At 37.3% G+C, this 17,093-nt stretch carries 29 protein-coding genes; 26 read left to right on the top strand and 3 right to left on the bottom strand.

Annotated elements, in window-relative coordinates; all coding sequences use genetic code 11:
- Positions 1–80: 80 nt before the first annotated feature.
- Genes EUI_RS0104095 through EUI_RS0104085 form a run of 3 tightly spaced genes read right to left on the bottom strand, consistent with a single transcriptional unit; the run spans position 81 to position 2,106 of the window.
- Positions 81–1,340, bottom strand: coding sequence for a hypothetical protein (locus EUI_RS0104095; RefSeq protein ID WP_010016311.1), 1,260 nt, complete (start codon positions 1,338–1,340; stop codon positions 81–83).
- 46 nt (positions 1,341–1,386) lie between these two features.
- Positions 1,387–1,758: an ImmA/IrrE family metallo-endopeptidase gene (locus EUI_RS0104090; protein ID WP_010016310.1), complete on the bottom strand. Its 372-nt coding sequence runs from the start codon at positions 1,756–1,758 to the stop codon at positions 1,387–1,389.
- Between the two features lie 3 nt (positions 1,759–1,761).
- Positions 1,762–2,106, bottom strand: coding sequence for a helix-turn-helix domain-containing protein (locus tag EUI_RS0104085; RefSeq protein ID WP_010016309.1), 345 nt, complete (start codon positions 2,104–2,106; stop codon positions 1,762–1,764).
- A 263-nt stretch (positions 2,107–2,369) separates the two neighbouring features.
- Here EUI_RS0104085 and EUI_RS0104080 point away from each other — a divergent pair, with 263 nt between their 5' ends.
- The 26 genes from EUI_RS0104080 (at position 2,370) to EUI_RS0103945 (ending at position 17,089) form a co-directional block, all read left to right on the top strand.
- On the top strand, positions 2,370–2,600 hold the full coding sequence (locus EUI_RS0104080) for a hypothetical protein (RefSeq protein WP_010016308.1): 231 nt from the start codon (positions 2,370–2,372) through the stop codon (positions 2,598–2,600).
- Positions 2,601–2,610: 10 nt separating this feature from the next.
- A complete protein-coding gene (locus tag EUI_RS0104075; RefSeq protein ID WP_010016306.1) occupies positions 2,611–3,321 on the top strand; it encodes a BRO family protein in 711 nt (236 codons plus the stop codon).
- Positions 3,322–3,329: 8 nt separating this feature from the next.
- Complete coding sequence (locus tag EUI_RS0104070) at positions 3,330–3,572, top strand: hypothetical protein (RefSeq protein WP_010016305.1); 243 nt, start codon at positions 3,330–3,332, stop codon at positions 3,570–3,572.
- Between the two features lie 11 nt (positions 3,573–3,583).
- A complete protein-coding gene (locus tag EUI_RS0104065; RefSeq protein WP_010016304.1) occupies positions 3,584–3,799 on the top strand; it encodes a hypothetical protein in 216 nt (71 codons plus the stop codon).
- Between the two features lie 10 nt (positions 3,800–3,809).
- Positions 3,810–3,983 carry a hypothetical protein gene (locus EUI_RS10620; RefSeq protein WP_010016303.1) on the top strand — a complete coding sequence of 58 codons (174 nt, stop codon included), beginning with the start codon at positions 3,810–3,812 and terminating at the stop codon, positions 3,981–3,983.
- Positions 3,984–3,985: 2 nt separating this feature from the next.
- A complete protein-coding gene (locus EUI_RS10225) occupies positions 3,986–4,852 on the top strand; it encodes a phage replisome organizer N-terminal domain-containing protein (RefSeq protein WP_010016302.1) in 867 nt (288 codons plus the stop codon).
- Positions 4,852–5,628 (top strand): ATP-binding protein, encoded by a 777-nt coding sequence (locus EUI_RS0104050; RefSeq protein ID WP_010016301.1) that lies wholly within the window; start codon positions 4,852–4,854, stop codon positions 5,626–5,628. The genes EUI_RS10225 and EUI_RS0104050 overlap by 1 nt, the downstream gene beginning before the upstream one ends.
- A 248-nt stretch (positions 5,629–5,876) precedes the next feature.
- A complete protein-coding gene (locus tag EUI_RS0104040; protein WP_010016298.1) occupies positions 5,877–6,062 on the top strand; it encodes a hypothetical protein in 186 nt (61 codons plus the stop codon).
- A 13-nt stretch (positions 6,063–6,075) separates the two neighbouring features.
- Positions 6,076–7,008 (top strand): recombinase RecT, encoded by a 933-nt coding sequence (locus EUI_RS0104035; protein WP_010016297.1) that lies wholly within the window; start codon positions 6,076–6,078, stop codon positions 7,006–7,008.
- The gene (locus EUI_RS0104030; protein ID WP_010016295.1) at positions 7,005–7,670 is read left to right on the top strand and encodes a hypothetical protein; all 666 of its coding nucleotides are present in this window, start codon (positions 7,005–7,007) and stop codon (positions 7,668–7,670) included. The genes EUI_RS0104035 and EUI_RS0104030 overlap by 4 nt, the downstream gene beginning before the upstream one ends.
- 123 nt (positions 7,671–7,793) lie before the next feature.
- Positions 7,794–8,489 (top strand): putative HNHc nuclease, encoded by a 696-nt coding sequence (locus EUI_RS0104025; RefSeq protein WP_010016294.1) that lies wholly within the window; start codon positions 7,794–7,796, stop codon positions 8,487–8,489.
- On the top strand, positions 8,470–8,871 hold the full coding sequence (locus tag EUI_RS0104020; protein ID WP_036083268.1) for a hypothetical protein: 402 nt from the start codon (positions 8,470–8,472) through the stop codon (positions 8,869–8,871). The genes EUI_RS0104025 and EUI_RS0104020 overlap by 20 nt, the downstream gene beginning before the upstream one ends.
- A gap of 87 nt (positions 8,872–8,958) precedes the next feature.
- Entirely contained in the window at positions 8,959–9,390 is a 432-nt protein-coding gene (locus tag EUI_RS0104015; protein WP_010016291.1) for a RusA family crossover junction endodeoxyribonuclease, read from the top strand.
- Between the two features lie 15 nt (positions 9,391–9,405).
- Entirely contained in the window at positions 9,406–9,684 is a 279-nt protein-coding gene (locus EUI_RS0104010) for a helix-turn-helix domain-containing protein (RefSeq protein WP_010016289.1), read from the top strand.
- A 60-nt stretch (positions 9,685–9,744) separates the two neighbouring features.
- Positions 9,745–10,047: a hypothetical protein gene (locus EUI_RS0104005; RefSeq protein WP_010016288.1), complete on the top strand. Its 303-nt coding sequence runs from the start codon at positions 9,745–9,747 to the stop codon at positions 10,045–10,047.
- Positions 10,048–10,049: 2 nt separating this feature from the next.
- Complete coding sequence (locus EUI_RS0104000; RefSeq protein ID WP_010016287.1) at positions 10,050–10,388, top strand: hypothetical protein; 339 nt, start codon at positions 10,050–10,052, stop codon at positions 10,386–10,388.
- A 39-nt stretch (positions 10,389–10,427) separates the two neighbouring features.
- Complete coding sequence (locus tag EUI_RS0103995; protein WP_010016286.1) at positions 10,428–10,757, top strand: DUF3850 domain-containing protein; 330 nt, start codon at positions 10,428–10,430, stop codon at positions 10,755–10,757.
- A gap of 165 nt (positions 10,758–10,922) precedes the next feature.
- Positions 10,923–11,330 carry a DUF722 domain-containing protein gene (locus EUI_RS0103990; protein ID WP_010016283.1) on the top strand — a complete coding sequence of 136 codons (408 nt, stop codon included), beginning with the start codon at positions 10,923–10,925 and terminating at the stop codon, positions 11,328–11,330.
- 599 nt (positions 11,331–11,929) lie between these two features.
- Positions 11,930–12,133: a hypothetical protein gene (locus EUI_RS0103980; protein ID WP_010016279.1), complete on the top strand. Its 204-nt coding sequence runs from the start codon at positions 11,930–11,932 to the stop codon at positions 12,131–12,133.
- Between the two features lie 122 nt (positions 12,134–12,255).
- Positions 12,256–12,576 (top strand): hypothetical protein, encoded by a 321-nt coding sequence (locus EUI_RS0103975; protein WP_141557729.1) that lies wholly within the window; start codon positions 12,256–12,258, stop codon positions 12,574–12,576.
- A 108-nt stretch (positions 12,577–12,684) separates the two neighbouring features.
- Complete coding sequence (locus EUI_RS0103970) at positions 12,685–13,323, top strand: hypothetical protein (RefSeq protein WP_010016277.1); 639 nt, start codon at positions 12,685–12,687, stop codon at positions 13,321–13,323.
- Between the two features lie 4 nt (positions 13,324–13,327).
- Complete coding sequence (locus EUI_RS0103965; RefSeq protein ID WP_010016275.1) at positions 13,328–13,861, top strand: HNH endonuclease; 534 nt, start codon at positions 13,328–13,330, stop codon at positions 13,859–13,861.
- Between the two features lie 189 nt (positions 13,862–14,050).
- Positions 14,051–14,218, top strand: coding sequence for a hypothetical protein (locus EUI_RS10555; RefSeq protein WP_010016241.1), 168 nt, complete (start codon positions 14,051–14,053; stop codon positions 14,216–14,218).
- Between the two features lie 252 nt (positions 14,219–14,470).
- A complete protein-coding gene (locus tag EUI_RS0103955) occupies positions 14,471–15,037 on the top strand; it encodes a phage terminase small subunit P27 family (protein WP_010016240.1) in 567 nt (188 codons plus the stop codon).
- Positions 15,024–16,904 (top strand): terminase large subunit, encoded by a 1,881-nt coding sequence (locus tag EUI_RS0103950; protein ID WP_010016238.1) that lies wholly within the window; start codon positions 15,024–15,026, stop codon positions 16,902–16,904. Before EUI_RS0103955 ends, EUI_RS0103950 begins: the two co-directional genes overlap by 14 nt.
- Positions 16,901–17,089: a DUF1056 family protein gene (locus tag EUI_RS0103945; RefSeq protein WP_010016237.1), complete on the top strand. Its 189-nt coding sequence runs from the start codon at positions 16,901–16,903 to the stop codon at positions 17,087–17,089. The genes EUI_RS0103950 and EUI_RS0103945 overlap by 4 nt, the downstream gene beginning before the upstream one ends.
- Positions 17,090–17,093: the final 4 nt, after the last annotated feature.

Below are 17,093 nucleotides of genomic sequence, written 5' to 3'. Positions count from 1 at the left end.
TAATATAAAAGAACGCCCCGTGCGTTTAGTCTTTAGCACACCTGATTGTCTGCCCGACAAGGTGTGCTTTTTTTATTTTATTATTGTTTTGATAACGATATTTGCTGAAGACCGGTTGTCAATATATCGCCTGATTTTAATGTGACAGTTGTATTAGTAACTTGATTAATATCTGTATCAGCTTGAGTTCCTATTACCTCATTTAAACCACCCGTCGAAGTGACATTACCGCTTCCTTGAACAGCAGATAATTTGTAACGACCAGCTGGTATTGATCCGCCTACTATATAATCACCAGCGGGTATATTAGTAATATCTATTTCTTGTGTTGGACTAACAGGTTCTAAATGGACGCCTTGAAGACCAGATATTTCTAATTCTGTATTTTTTAATATAAATCCAGTATAAGAAGTAACTTGTCCTAAATCATTATCTGCGTCTGTTCCTAATATTGCTGAAAAATCAAATCCATCTGAATTATTAGTTGAACTTAGATTACCACTACCACCTGTTGCTGTTATTTTATAATAACCTTTATCAAAATCTTTTCCTGCTGACCACGTGCCTGTAGCTAGATCTTTTGCAGTTCCCTTGGGACTTAATGATGAATCAGTATCTGCATCTGATGATGAAGAACTCGATGATTCTTCACTGCTATTTGATGAAGAACTAGAACTTGAACTTCCTAAATTGTTGTAATATTTTGCTTGTGAGTCGCTTAATGTTAAATTAGTTATTTTGATACTATCAATAATGGTTGACTTTAAATTACTATTGATTTTCGGATTTAGACTATAATAATCTAATTTTCCTTTTAATCCTGTCACGGCAAACAAATAAGCTTTGACAGCTTGATTACCTTGATACGCTTTTTCATAGTGCATGGTCAATGGATCAACCAGCATTGTAAATCTACCATTTCTAGTTGTTGACCAATAAATAGTAGATTTTGAAGATGCAGCGTTTATTCCAAAAAAGTCACTGTCTGTCTTGTCTCCGTAAGTGGCGAACATTTTCGCCCCATCTGGTGCATTTGTAGTTCCTTTAATTTCCCAATTTGACATATCATCTACTTTTACACTGTCAACTTTGACCTTATAGACAGTTTGTTCTTTTGCTGTTTTTTTATTATTTGAGCTGCTATTACTATCTTTATTTAAATTGCCGGATGTGATACCTGCGATTAAAAAAATAATCCCAATAGCAAATATTATTATTAGTACTTTTTTATTTATACTTCCTTGTTTTTTTCTTTGTTTTTCAACTATAAATATGATTAGCGTTACCAAAAATACTATAGATGTTACAATCCACAGTAACAACAAAATCCCACTTAACATATTATCTCTCCCAAAACCTTTTAATGTGGTTGCTTGGCACATATATTTATTCTACACGTGAAAGCATTATCGGTGTTAATACATCTTGTACCATATCAAGTAATTTACCCGGGATACCGTTTATTTGCATAAATTCAACATAACTTCTGATGTGATGAACATCTGTTGTTAAAAATCTGATAGCCCATCTATTAGCTTCTGCTTCATTTTTGATGCTGTTATGGCGATGATCTGTATGAAGCACATAATGCGCTACTTCGTGAGCCATTACATATACAAATTCAGTACTATTTAAAATAGTTCCGCTAACCAATATTTGTTTATCAACAGTCACGGCATTAGCGTGAAGATTGTCATAAACGGTTACGGTTAACCCTAATTTTTCAAGAACATTCCAAACCTTTTCTTCGTTATTCATACATTATTTTTCCTCAAATAGGCGTCGTATTATTTCTTTATCATTATCATCTAGTTCGTGACCGCCATAAGTTAATGGAATAGAACGGTCAATGGCTTCAGATAAATCAACGCCGCTTAACATCTTTTCTGTTTCCGTCATATAATGGTTCGGTTCGTCAGTGCGACCAAGTAAATAGTCTGTTGATACATGTAAGACGTCAGCTACTTTTTGTAGGTTTTCTGATTTAGGGCTACTTTTTCGCCAACTATACAACGCATTCTCTGATATTCCTGCCCGTTTCTCGAGCATTGATACCGATAATCCTTGTAGTTGTGCAGCTTCTTTTGTTCTGTCAAATAGGGTCATGATAGTATTTCTCCGTATAAATTGCTGAAAATAGAAAACTTTATAGAAAAAAGTTGACAATTATAAAACTTTATAGTATTCTATAGATACAGCAAAGATATTTGTAATAAGCGTTGCTAAAAACACCCCGCGATATGAGATGTGAGAGTTTACAAACCGCGTGATAACAGGGTTGTTGTTAGTGTTTTTAATAATGCAATCATACTATAAAGTTTTATAGTTGTCAAATAAATTTGCTAAACATAATAGAAAGGAGTTTAGTTATGACGGAACGAGCAGTTCTAGAATTTAAGACCGCGCCAGTAATTGACCAGATACAAGCGGTTGCGCGTATTTTACGAAAGATGAGTAACAAAGAAATTGCAGACTACATCAATGGTAAGTCAGGCAGAAATTTAAGTCCGGCAGATTGGTCGAACATCGTATCTGGAAGAACGCAAGGTCCGGCGGCAGAAAATGCTATTAGGATTATGCGAGATCTAACTGGAGTATAGGAGGTGTCACATGACACAAGAAATTAAGGTATTTGACAACCTGAAAGTCAAAGAAGAAAACGGACAAGTCATGTTCGATGCAGAAAGCGTAGCAATCGGATTGGGATTGGTTGAAACGAAGAATAATGGAATTGTATATGTGATTTGGAACCGCGTTAATCAATATTTAAAAAATTCGACAAAAGTGTCGAAAATAAAACGAGGTGATTTCATCACCGAACCACAGTTTTATAAATTAGCAATCAAAGCTAATAACGAAACAGCTGAAAATTTCCAAGATTGGGTCACGTCAGAAGTTTTGCCAAGAATTCGTAAAACGGGAGGATATCAACTTAAACAGCTAACACCAACCGAAATGCTGAAATTGCAAAATGATTCAATTTTGGAAGTTAGCGAACGTGTTGAACACATTGATGAAAAAGTAGACACATTCATAGAAAATCAACCTGTTAACGCCACGGACTACGGAGCAATAGGGACAGCAGTTACACATCGTGTTCACAGTTACGCTTCGATACATCGTATATCTAAAGAAAATCGCGGTCCATTGTTTAAAGACTTGAATAGTCAGATCAAACAGGTAACAGGCGCTGGCAACCGTTCGCGTATTAAGTCTAAAGATTACGATTCAGTTATTCGGTTCATTGATACATGGGAACCATCGACGGCAACAAAAACGATTATTGAACAAATTCCACTGGATTTAAATGAGACGGCATAGGAAAAAATATGACAAATAAAGAATCATACCAAAAAGTATCGGGAAAAGTAATTGCTCTGTTAGCGGAAGCAGATTCAATCATGATGAATTCATCTAGTGATTTTGATCCGCATACGGAAAATACAATCGAATATGAATATTTCATTCAAAAAGAAATGTTTCATGGTGCTATTAGATCAGCATTGATTGCTAATAGCGAAATTCAATCCAATGGCAACGATGTTTCATACATGCCATTGGACATTGATTAGGAGGCATACTTATGACATTAACGCAAAAAGAAGAAGTGCTATTCTTCCCAGAATTATTATCAATCGGTCAACTGCAAAAGATGACTGGATACAACAAGGAAAATTATTATGATTTAGTCAGCATGAAAGGTTTTCCGAAATTTGAAGATGGTAACGGCCGTTTGAAATTCCCGAAACAAGGGGTGCTTAAATTTATCGCATCTAAGACGCAATACAATTTCGATTAGGAGGTAACACATGATAACAGCAGTAGTATGGTTCGTCATCATCATTGGTGGCATTGTCTGGTTCACACACGACGAACGCAAGTTTGATGAGCGCGAAGCACAGCGTGATTACGAAAAGCTCATCTCAATGGGATATACGCCAGAAGAAGCAGCATGGCAAATTAATCATGCGGTAGAGGGGTAGAGATGGCAGACAGAAAAAAACGTTATTTCTGGCTACAACTCAAAGAAGATTTCTTCGATGACGACACCATGGCATACATTGAAGATCAACCAAACGGAAAAGAGTACGCACTTATCTATTTGAAAATGTGCTTGAAATCTTTGAAGCTTGATGGGTATTTGAAACGAGTTGTTGGCAATACAATCATTCCTTATGATATTCCAACACTTGCTAAGCTAGTTAATTCAAACGTAGACACCGTCAGAGTTGCGATGAAAATGTTTGAACAAATTGGATTAATTAACATATTGGACAGTGGCGAAATATATATGAACCAAATTGAAGAAATGATAGGTTCTGAAACTGAAGCAGCCAAACAAAAGCGATTAGAACGGGCTAAAACAGAGAATGCGACATTGTCGCAAGACAGTCGCAAAAATGTCACACAGAGTAAGAGTAAGAGTAAGAGTAAGAGTAAGAGTTTAGAGATAGAGAAAGATATAGAGAAACAACCAGAAACAAGCTACCAAAAATTGGTGGCGGTGTTTGAAAAAAATGGCTTCGGTACAATTTCTCCAATTGCTTCTCAAAAATTAAATGATGAGCTGATAGATTTCACCAAAGAAAATGGCAACACTGATGAGTCATTTAATATTTTGAACAAAGCGTTTGAAATTTCAGTAGTGAATGGTGTCAGTAATTTAAATTATGTATTGTCAATCACCAAACGTTGGTATCAGTCTAAATTATTCACAGTATCTGATATTGAAGCTAGTGAGATTAAGCACCGCGGCAAACCCAATGCAGAACCAAAACAAGATATTAGTAATCTCTCACGAGAGGAACAACTAATAGCCGTGATGGGGAAAGATGGTGTGAGGTTTGATTAATGCAAAACGTATCAGATGTGGCTAAGCAATGGATTAGAGATAAGGGTGGTGAGTTTCTTAGTCAAGATGAATTGCAAAAACGGTTGGTTGCAATAGATCAAAAAGCGGAAAAACAATCAGCCCAAGATTATCTGGCACTAAAACGCAAGGTTTACGAACGCGATAGTTTGTGGCCGTCAGGTAAGAAGACGACATTTTCATTTGAACGTTGGTTACCAGAACGACAACAAAATAAAACGGCAGCGATTGAAATTAAAAAGCAAACACAAAACTTGTTCAAACGATTAAGACGTGAAGCATTCAATGTTTTCTTAAACGGATCTGCCGGTGTTGGTAAAACAGCCATGACATTAGCGATAGTTGATGCGTTTGAGAAGTATACGAATAAGACGACCATGTTTGTTAGTGCTGTAGCCTTGCGTGAAGCGGTGATGTTTGATTTTTCAGACTTGCAAGCTAAAGCTAAATTAAAACGCGTTGAGAAATCAATGTTAGAAGTAGATGTCTTAGTGATTGATGATTTTGGTTCCGAAGTCGGTATGGCTGGTTCAGTTCGTCAAGCAACCGAGCGTTTACAACAGTTTTACATGAGAGTGGCTGACGCGCGCTACGAGGTGGACGAAAACGATAAAAGGACTAAGTGTACCATTATCACTTCAAATAACACACGGAGCGAATTAAGCACTATGTACAATGACAAGCTAATTAGTCGATTGGTAACTAAAAAATCAGCAAACATTTTATTATTTGTCGGTCTGGAAGATGTAAGGGAGTGATTAAGGTGTTTCAAGCGGTAAGAACAGAAAATGGTGTGATTGTCGAGCGTGATGTTAGGACATACGACACGTTTGACTGGATAGATGCAAGAGTGAGGGCGTTGAGTTCGTTTCTCGGTGGCGATTGGGGGTTTGAGGTTATTTACAAATAAAAAACGCCTAGCCATAGGAGTGGTTAGATGTGAGGTATAAATATTTTCAACGATAATTTATACCTCAAGAATATCAGGAAATATGGAGGTAGTCAAATGGTGCAGGACGCGTTAGATTTTTACAATCCTGATAAACCAGATAGAAATTGGGAGCGCATGCAGTCGCGCATTGAGTATTTGGAGTCAGAGAGATCCAATGCGCTTGAGGAAGTAGATCAGGTATTCAATTACATTGAAGAAATTAACGAAGAACTGAGTGAATTAAAATTGAGCATTAATTAGACAGGAGATTAGTATGGCAAATGAAGTAGCAACACGACAGAAATTAATTAACAGTGACAAGATGCAAGAACATTTTGCGCAAGTCTTGAAAGACAACGCGCCCTCATTCTTGAGTGGGTTATCAACATTAGTTGGACTCAATCCTGATTTAGCACAAACAAACATGGGCGAGTTAACAAGCACGGCCATGCGTGCAGCGGTACTTGACCTATCAGTATTGCCTGATTTGGGTGAGGCTTACGTAATTCCTTACGGAAAACGTAAAAAGGTTAATGGCGAATGGGTCACGACAGATGTTAAACCACAATTCCAATTAGGATATCGTGGCATCATCAAGCTAGTTCAAAATACAGGACTGATTTCTCACATTGGCGGCAGCGTTGTTTATGAAGGTCACGATGTCAAATACAACTCACTGTTTGACGAGATAAAGATTGGTAATGAAGATTATGACCCAGAAATGGATAAGAAAGCAAACAAGGTTGGTTACATTGCTTATTATACCGACGTCAAAACTGGCGAGCGCATCGTTAAATATTGGTCAATGCATCGTGTCCTGAAACACGCAACAGAATTCAGCGAGACGTTTAAGGGACCCGATTATAAAGATAAATGGGGCAACACCCCCAAGACACCATGGTATTCAAATTTCGATGCTATGGCCATTAAAACAGTCATGAAAGACTTACTTAAATTTGCACCAAAGACATCTAAGATTGCACAGGCATTGACAGAAGATGACCGTGAAGAGCGTGCAACTGTTGATGTGACACCGGTAGATTCACACGAAAATACAATTATTAATGTCCCAAAAAGTGAGCCTGAGAAAAAAACAGAACCAGAAACAGTAACAATCAACGATGACATTCCTAATCCGTTTGCAGATGTAGAAGAGACTAAGCCAACAGATGCGCCCTTGTTTGATGAGATTGGAGAATTACAATGACAGAAATAAAAACAGTATTGCCAGCATTAACTTTCGAAAACGGTATCATGACAAATTACAGCGACTTGCTCTCGGTAGCAGAAGAATATAAGTCTCTACCAGATGTCATTGCTACTGCTCAACAAGGATCACGTACGAATGCTGTGAAGAGTGATTTGAAAAAGAATGCCGACCTCATCAAGAAAAGTCTGAAAGAAGAAGACAAACTAAGAAGTGCGGCATTCTACGAAGAAAATCACGGAGCAGTCGCAGCGCTAGACACATTAATTAGTGTTCGTGAAGATTTGGTTGAGCGGACTAACACGTGGGAACGTGAACGTCTTGAAGCCAACATGCCAGTTCTTGAAGAATTTGTTTCAGAACAAAATTATTTGCATGATTTAGATGCGCAGCATAAGTTGAACGCTGATAATTGGCGAAAGCTAGGGACGTTTACGGCAACTGGCAAAATAGTTAGCAAAATACAGAATGAAATTGTGATGCGTGCGCGATTAGCTGAGGTTGAACAGAACGAAAAGCCAAAGCCAACAGAATTTGAAATTTATCAAATCAACGTCAAACGGGCATTTTCAAAATTATTTGAAGAGTTTTCGGCTGATGAATTGTACACCGGCAGAGATTTTCAAAATTCTTTGACAAAAATATCTGAATTTCTGAAATGAAGTGACGACCAAATCATCGTCGTTAAACTGATAAAAACAGTGGAAGAGGTTTGTCAGAATTACCTGCGTCCGCACGACATGGCGTAACCATGCGGTAGGGTGTGAAGCCCATGAGGAGAATTAATGAAAATCTTCCAAGCATATCCGACTAAAAAAGCAGGCAATGAAATCATATTCAGATTTGAAGATGATGAGTCAGCAAATAAATTCATGGCAACTTATCAGCTGTTTAAACAAACGTTGATTGAAATACAAGTACGAGATGATCGTGAAATTAGCGCGCAACAACGTAAGTTCATCTACGCCTTATTCCGAGACATCTCGAACTGGTCTGGTGATATGCCTGAATATGTCAAGCAATTATTCAAGATGTGGTTTGAAGAGTTCAAAGATGTTGATGAATTCTCACTACGAGATGTTGAAAAGTCAGTAGCTGCTGAACTCATCACATTCATGTTGGACTTCGTTGCCGAGCATGATGTGCCATTGAAATTTAAGCCACTAGATGCGCTTGAACCAGATGATATTAAACATTGGGAATATATGTCACTAATTAATGGTTTCGATGTCATCGATGGCTCAAAGCCAGTTGAGTTAGCTCATGGCGAACACGCGGTCGGTATGGGACGCGATAGAAACGCCATTAGCAATGTTGGCAACACGGTGTTTAGTTTAAGCCACGCGCATCACATGGAGTTACACCGTGTTGGATTACCGGAATTTAAAAGTAAATATCACATTAATGGTGTGTTGGTCACACCTGAAATATTAAGAGAATTAGAAAGCAGAGGACGAAGATTTGGGACGGTTAGAGAGTAAGAGATACTACGAATTGTATGTCGACGGAAAGTTTGAAACAAGCTACAAGGACAGGGTGACAGCTAACAGAACAGTCGCACAGCTGTTCAATAAAGGTCATGAAGTTAAGGTACTATCGTTTGAACGCGGTGCTAAACGCAAATTTGAAAATAAACCACAAAAAATAAATCTCACACATATTGTCAAGCATGAAGAATACGGCATATTATCAAAGATTTTGGTTAAAAAAGACGGCACAAAAGTTTACATGTGGCACCACGACGGAGACGGCAGACGAGTCAAGTTATTCAGTGATAATTTAACAGCACTATCAGTCGCCAAACGCCTCGGTGCGAAAATAAAACAGGTGTCATACGCTGATGTTGATTTAAATGTAATTTAACACACTGCCATTGCTATTAAATAGTTGTTTGGTATAAATAGACGTTTAAAATTTCAAACGTCTTAGAAAGGACTAGAGAGCGTTATTATGATATTCAAGTTTTTCATTGAACCACAACAACAGGAGCGACCCAGAGCAGTTAGATTTGGCAATGGCGTGAGAATGTACGATCCAAAAAAGACTAAATTGTACAAAGATACGCTAGGACTGATAGCACGTTCTGAAACCAAAAAGCGTGGGTATGAAATGCCACAAGGTGCCTTGTCAGTCAGTATGACGTTTGTCAGGTCAATACCTAAGTCATTTACTGTTAAGCAGAGACAGATGGCGATTGATGGCGAGTTACTACCACGTAAGAAACCAGACTTGAGCAATTTTGTGAAAAGTACAGAAGACGCGTTGAACGGCATATTGTGGCAAGACGACAATGCAATCGTCCAGGGAATCAACAGCAAGATTTACGGCTTGCAACCAAGAGTGATTATAGATGTGCAAGTGATTAACAATAATAAATTTTAGTCAGGAGGTTGAAACATGAACACAAGACAGCAAGATATTGTCATTTCACGTAAGGAAGCGATTGAGTATTACGCGCACTCAAAATACAACTCACATATTGGTCGTGTTGTGGCGAAAGGCATGTTAGATCTTGATTACACTTACTCGCAGTTAGCTAAAATATCTGGATTGAATGACAGCAACAATGTCAGATTAATTGTGCGCGGTCAGCGACGTGACCCGCAATTTAGTTCAGTAGTGAAGTTAGCTAAGGCACTTGATTTGAGTTTAGATAAGTTTTTGGAGGAGAAATAATGACCGATTGGCAAGCTAAATTTATAGTTGATTTACATGAATTTTTGAAAGGAAGATGAGATGGGAACTGAATGGCTATTTACGACTTTTCCGAACAGCAAGGGAGAAGTTACCGTAGTTTTGTGGGAGCGAGAAAAGTTTGAAGACTCTAAATTTGTTAGTAATTACCCATTTGGTAATTCAGCGGTTAACAGGTATACTAAAAACTTTTCAACAACTAGGCATGAATATTTAACAGATGTCATGTTAGCAAAATGTGAATTACTGGATCAAGCAGGGTTAACACTTGATGATGTTCTATACTACGAAACGTCAGCACCTGATTTTGACAACAAAGAAATGGTATTTGGAGATTGGGAGTAATTATGGCATATACATTTGATGAAGCAATAGAAGAATTAAGATTAGCAATACCAGAAAAATTTTATCAACCGACCATGCATGATGTTGCAGTAATTTTGGAAACTCAAAATAAAGTTGTTGATTCTTTACGAAAAGAATATGCGCCAACTATTGAAATGACTAAACATGAGAAAAAATACCTATTACGCTATTTAAATAATTCTTCGTTTAATTGGTTAATTGAAGATATATTTTCACTAGAAACAGATGATTTTGAAAAACTATCCGATGAAGATTTAATGCAGGCATGGTTACACCCAGAAACTATTAAGATTATTGAGGAGAAAAATAATGGCAGATAAAAAAGTATACGCATGGGCTTGTGGAGGAGGAGATGAGTGATGAGAATACAAGATTTGAAATTAGATACAAAATATTTTGATGATGTGAACAGCGGGTTGAAGACATTTGAAATTCGTAAGAATGATCGTGATTATCAGGTTGGTGATGTGTTAGCATTGACGGCATTTGAATATGGTCACTATGCTAAGAATCGTGGTGTTGGTCCGAAAAGTGGACCAAAGATTTATGATCGAGCCACACTGCAGGAAGCACCAACTATATTCTTCGATGTGACATTCATTTCAGAATACGCGCAAAAAGATGGTTTTGTTGTTATGTCGATTGTCCCAAGCAAAAAGGTATTTTCAAATGATTGGAATAGGTACTAATTTACAACATGTAATCGAGTTTGGCATTGTTTTCACGGCTATCATACTGGGATTGCGGATAATTTTAAAATTTGGATTAGATGCATTAACTAAAATTAAAGGAGTGACATGGCAGATAGAATTGACAGAATACTGCGCAGCTACTTCACTGGGAGATTAGACTTGATGATTATTCAGCGTAATAATGATTTGAGAAACCCGCATGTTGATGATGAAGATAAGTATCTGCCAATCGTTCAGAAAGGCATGATAACTGGTTGGAAAAAAGTCTATTCTCGAAGTGAAGATGATAATATTGGCGGTGGTCGTGCGCAGAATAAACATACACGGCCACTAGAAGATATGATGATACACATTGAGAGTGATCCATTGCTTAGCAAGTTGAATAAACAAAAAGAAGACATCGAGCGGTGGGTAGCAACGTTTGAAAAAGACAAGCAGAACGTCATGAGATGTTACTACTCGTCTAAATCAATTACATGGGCCAAAGTATCACAGCAATGCCATGTGGGTGAGAGTACAGCAAGGGCATATCGCACAGAAGTCAAACACATATTAGCGACCGTATTGTGATGTCAAAGTGATATATGTATGATACAAGCGGAATTGTAGCGTTTTTGACCTAAAAACAGTGCGATAATGGTATTATCGAAGAATTACGAAGAGCACATCTTGCAGGAACAAGTCAGTGCTTGGGTTAAATAGATAGATTGGAATATCTATCATGTGTGAATGTCGTCTGGATAAACAATGCCAGATGTCAATGGGACGTCGAGGATAAGCAGGTTCGATTCCTGCCACCCACATTGCTAGCCAAGGAAGACGGTCTAGTAGGTCTGTATCTGTTAATGAGTGGAAACACTCGTACATATTGAGCTATTAAGTAATCCTTAATAGTTGAGACCATCAAAAATGATGGTAGCAAATAAGTAAATGCCTTAATACAGCCATTTATAGCAACTTAAAGATAAACCTTAATCGGGGAATTGATTGTGAAAAAAGAGCCAACAGCATTCGTAGAAGCTTGGGATGAATTAGATAAAGCATTTTTTAGGTTGTTTTTGGAAGTATTGAGAGAACTTCATCTATACAATTCATTTAAAAGAGTGTGGCGAAAAAATAAGTAATCAAATCACAACACCTTAATTGGTGTTTTTTTATTGGAGTAAATTATGAACGATGAAGAATTAATACGAGAGCAGCGACAACGCAACAGACACATACGCGATGCCACAGATATTAATATGCAACATGCAGATGAGATAAGGCGCGAGAGTGTAGCAAGGCATGCAAGAGCGCGTGTGCAGATTAGAGCGGAAGTCGTGGATAACCGCAACATTGATTACAATAGCCACATGTCTTGGTTAAGGAGATAAACGTGTTTAAAATAATTAGGAGCATTTTTAACGCTATTGGAGACGTTTTGGAACGTTTTTTAATTAAAGCTACACATTATATCGAGGGTCCTGACGCAAGTTATATTGAGGAGATAAAAAATATGGAAGATACAGTAAATGTATTTCTGTGCAGAGATGACAGAGATATTCAAATGAGTATGCAAGAGTATGCTGATAGCGAACGATTAACGAGCAAAGATGTCAAATTAGTACGCTCACGAAGTACGGTAACTGTAAATGGCGGTTGGATTGTTAAATTTGTTAGTACAGCCAGTGGTTTAGATGGCATGGATATTCGCGAAATATCAATCAGTACTAGATTAGCAACAGGTGGAGATGTTAAAAAGTTAACGCATATGTTAACAATGGCACGAGCAGGAAGGGTTGGCATGAAAGCTAGACAAGAGGAAGAGTGGTCATGATGAAACGATTGTATGGGTAGATGGCAAACGTGACTACAAATACATGAATACCCATATTATTCCTATCCTAGATACTACTAAATTATCAAGCACGCAAGGAGAAAAGTCATGAAAGAAATTAAGTTATTAAACGGAACTGGTATTGAAGTTATGAAAGATGGCGTTCTGCTTAAGGGAAATAGCATTTCGTTTGAGACTGATGATGTCAGCGTGGTTGTGATAAAGGATGGTAATAAGTTTTCAGTCTCACAAAGTGATGGTCATGGACTGGAATCAACCATTGATACTATTGATGATGAAGAAGCTAAAGTTACAGATACTACACACGTGCCGACTAATCATGAACTAGAACAAATGAGCATAAAAGAAATTAACGGAGAAATCCTTAATAAGAAGCGTGATTTGCAAAACGAACGAGAAAAATTAGAATCGCTATACATTATTAGAAGTTCTAAAATTAAATATATTTTTAATAAAAACATAGTTAACACAATTAAATTTAACGAAAGCAATCCAAGTGTAGATATTGTAGTTCTAGAAGATGGAACCTTTGTAATTGTCGACGCGGATGAACTGCTTACCAATCCAGAAAAATATGTGTTTGATGCTGATGGATTGAAGGCACGTATTGTGGAAGGTCATATTTTCGGAAGGTATGTAATCGTTGAACAAACTACGCCTTCAGGTATATATCATCAATTCGTAGATGAAGAAACTTTCCGCACGCCAATATCTGAACGCGTATAAGCATATGGCTAGAGTAAAGATATGCCGTAAGACTAACTGCCACGTCTCGATACCATATGCACAAGATAACCCATACTGTGACACGCACAAGGATATGTACCGACCCAAGCCAGAGTTCAAACCTAAGTCATCTTATGAACGTAAGCGACAACAACGTGAGTACAACCTGCATAAGCGTGATAAGGAAGCTAATGAGTTCTATATGAACAAAACATGGAAGCATCTATCAGCTGGTATGAAGCAACAGGCGTTGTTCACGTGTGAGTGTTGTGGACGTACAAGCACAACCAAAGGTTACTTAGTTGTAGATCATATCATCCCCAGAAAGATAGACAGACGTAAGCAATTAGATAAGGATAACCTGTGGGTTATCTGTAAGAGGTGTCACTGGTACAAGGGGATGCTTGAAGAGGATGTCTACACCGATGGGTTAATGCTTGAGAACATAGATACTAGTAAGTCATGGGGTAAGGATGAAGCACGCGATTGGATACTTGATTCAATCAAGCGACATGATGATAAGTTGAAAGAAGATTGAATGATGAAATGGTTTGAAGTAATTTATATTTGTTGGTTGTTCATTTCTATATTTATATTGTTATCAATTCTATTTGTCTTTCTGTTTAACTTTGTCATGTTTTGTCTTAGCTAATGATGTTTGACTGTTTGGTTGTCGCTGAATGATTGTCTTAGATAGTTATGAACAGATATATAAGGAGGAAAAGACGTGGAAAATATAAATGTTACTTATATCAGTAAAATAAATACATTTGTCGTTTATAACGTTTCAGCTTCGTCGCTTAGTAAAGAACAAGCTCATGATCTTTATGAAAACATAAGACAAATGACTGGTTCATCAATAATTATTATAAACGGAAATTTTATTGCTAAATAAATTATCATACGTGTTTATAAGTGTATTTAATTAATATTTGTTTAAAATGTTCGCGTTAAATAAAAAAATACCCCCGGGTGGGGGCTGTTGGAGGAAGCGTCACAAGGTGGCGTCTTAATTTATTGCGAATGACGAAATCAAAAGTTTTCAAATGGGCTATTTTGTAATTTGAAACGTTGTTATATCAACGCTTAACGTGATTTATATATGTTTATACTATACCACAAACTTTTGAAGAAGGGGGATGATTGTTTGGTAAATAAACGTAATTCTGGAAGGAAAAGAACCACAAGGACGGACGATGGCTTGCGGGCAGACCGTCGCGAAAGAAATCAAGAGTTCAAAGACAAACAGAATGAACTTGATGAACTGCAAGATAATCCCCCTCGTCATTTGGATGGGTATGGGGTAACAATTTGGCGAAAGTTAGTTCCTGATCTTAAAAAGTTAGGAACAATAAAACAAATAGATACTGTTAATTTGGAATCGTTCTGCTCGCTATATTCAACATATAGAATGGCAGAAGCCGATGTTCAAAAGAATGGTATATTTGTTAGCTATGAAGTTGATAAGACAGAATTAGATGAAGAAACAGGTCTAGAATTAGTTGTCGGAAAAGAAACGAAGTATGATCGCTCAAAGAAAAATCCAGCTTATGGAATAATGAACGACAGCATCAAGACGTTGAAATCATTAGCTGTTGACTTGGGACTATCATTCGATTCTCGTTCCGGTCAATTAGTACCTAGTGATTTAACCGTTTTAGATGGCGATAAAGAAGACAGTTTAAGGTTGGTGAAGTTCGGTGCAGAAATTTAATTTAGTGGGCGTTACGAATATTAAATCGGCTGTTAAGTCTGAAAAAAGACGATACAAACGCTATTTAGATAAATATAATGATCCAGCTACGCAATATGCTTATGATGTCTTATTTACCGACAAATACATTACTGGTCGTGATGCGCAATTATCTTGTTTCAGACATATGCAGGACCTAGGAAGACAGCGTAGTGATGATTTTCCATATCATTATGAGCCTGATTACGTCACTATGATTGAACGTTTCACTAGGATACTTCCCAACCCTGATAATTTTAAAGTTAATCTAAAGCCATATATTAACCAATCTTTCGTGTTAGATAGTGTGATAGGTTGGCGAACTGAAGAAAATGGAACTAGATATACGACAGTTAATTTCAGCGAGGCTAGACGGCAAGGAAAGACGTTCATTGCTTCAATGCTGATGAACTTTTATTATTTTATGGTGGCTGCTGAAGCGACATCACAAGATTTTCTGGTCGCCAGTTACGATAGCGAACACGCCACTAAACTGTTTAATGATGTTTCTATTCAAGCGAAAAAACTATTGAAGATGCCGGAGTTTTCAGAATGGGCCAAAGAAAATGATGTTGATGCACAAACACAACAAGTTATTGGTCGTATCAGCAAGAACACAATTCGTAAGGGAACATCAGAGGGTGGCGGTTTTGACTCATTTCATAATGTCATCGCTATATATGACGAAATTGGTAATCTTAAACCCAATAAAAACGAAACGTTACGCCAAATTACATCAGGCCAAAACGGTATTAAAAACCGTATGTTCGTTAAGATATCTACTGCCTATCCAAACGCTAAGGTGAAATTTAAAAAAGACCAAGACTTAATGCGCAAGATCATGGAACAAGATGATTTACGTGAGGCTGATAATACTTTCCAAATGATTTACTCGCAGGATAGCGAAAATGAAGTGTTTGATCCAGAAACGTGGGCTAAGTCTAACCCGAACTTAAATGAAATGAGCAAAAAGGATTACGATTCCGCTCTTGGAAGTTTAATCAAGGATAGAGATGATGCCGATAGAAGTGGCGAACTTGCTACATTTGTCAATAAATCACTCAATATTTGGAGCCGTAAGTTTCAAAATAGCTACTTATCGCTCGAAAATATTCAAAAAAACATCATTGATGATTTTGATATCCACGGTCGTGATGTCTACATTGGATTCGATGGCAGTCAAACTAATGATAATACGTCATTTGGCTTTATTTTCCCTTATCGTGAGTTAAAAAGTGATAAGTATTTCTGCAAGCAATTTAGTTTTATTCCTTTTGCACAAGCTAAGACGATTGAAGCTAAGGAAAAACAAGATGGCCTGAATTATCGCGAACTGGAAAAACAAGGGCTGTGCGAAGTTACTAGAAGTCCAGAGGGAACGATTGATAAAGACCAAGTCTATCATTGGCTGGAAAATTTCATTGCTGACAATGATTTAAAGGTTAAGATGATAGCATTAGACCCTAACTTGGGAGACTGGATATTGAAACGTCTTGTTAATTACCACGATGAGTGGCCGGTATCCACCGTTAGACCAAACTCACAAGTGTTATCTAATCCGACTAAAGATTTGCAAGCGCAATTTATTAATGGCAAGGCTTCAATATTAAATGACCCACTGATAATTGATGGGTTTACGAACGCTGTGTTGATTGAAGATAGAGGTGGCGCAGTTAAGATTGACCGCTTGAATAGAACTAGTGATCACATCGATACGTCTGATGCCTTGATTAGTGCTCACACAGGCGCGCAATTCTATTTTGAAGATTTCAAAGATGATAATTATAACCCATACAATGACTTGACCCATGAAGAAAAGAAAGATTATTTCAAGAGGATGTTCGGATGATAAAAAACTTTACAAAATTTATTACTGCTATTTGGCAGAACCTATTAAGCGTTATTTTATTTATTTCAGGGATTGCACTAATTGATATTGGTGCTTTTTATTTTAATTTTATTGTCGGTTTTATTGCTACTGGTGTCTCACTGGTCATCATGGCGGTAACGCTTGATAAAGAAGGGATGGAGTAAATGA

The sequence above is a fragment of the Leuconostoc gelidum subsp. gelidum KCTC 3527 genome (assembly GCF_000166715.1).
In the GTDB taxonomy this organism is placed as follows: Bacteria; Bacillota; Bacilli; order Lactobacillales; family Lactobacillaceae; genus Leuconostoc; species Leuconostoc gelidum.
Note: the sequence above shows the minus strand (reverse complement) of the source record. Positions and strands in the feature narration are given on the sequence as shown.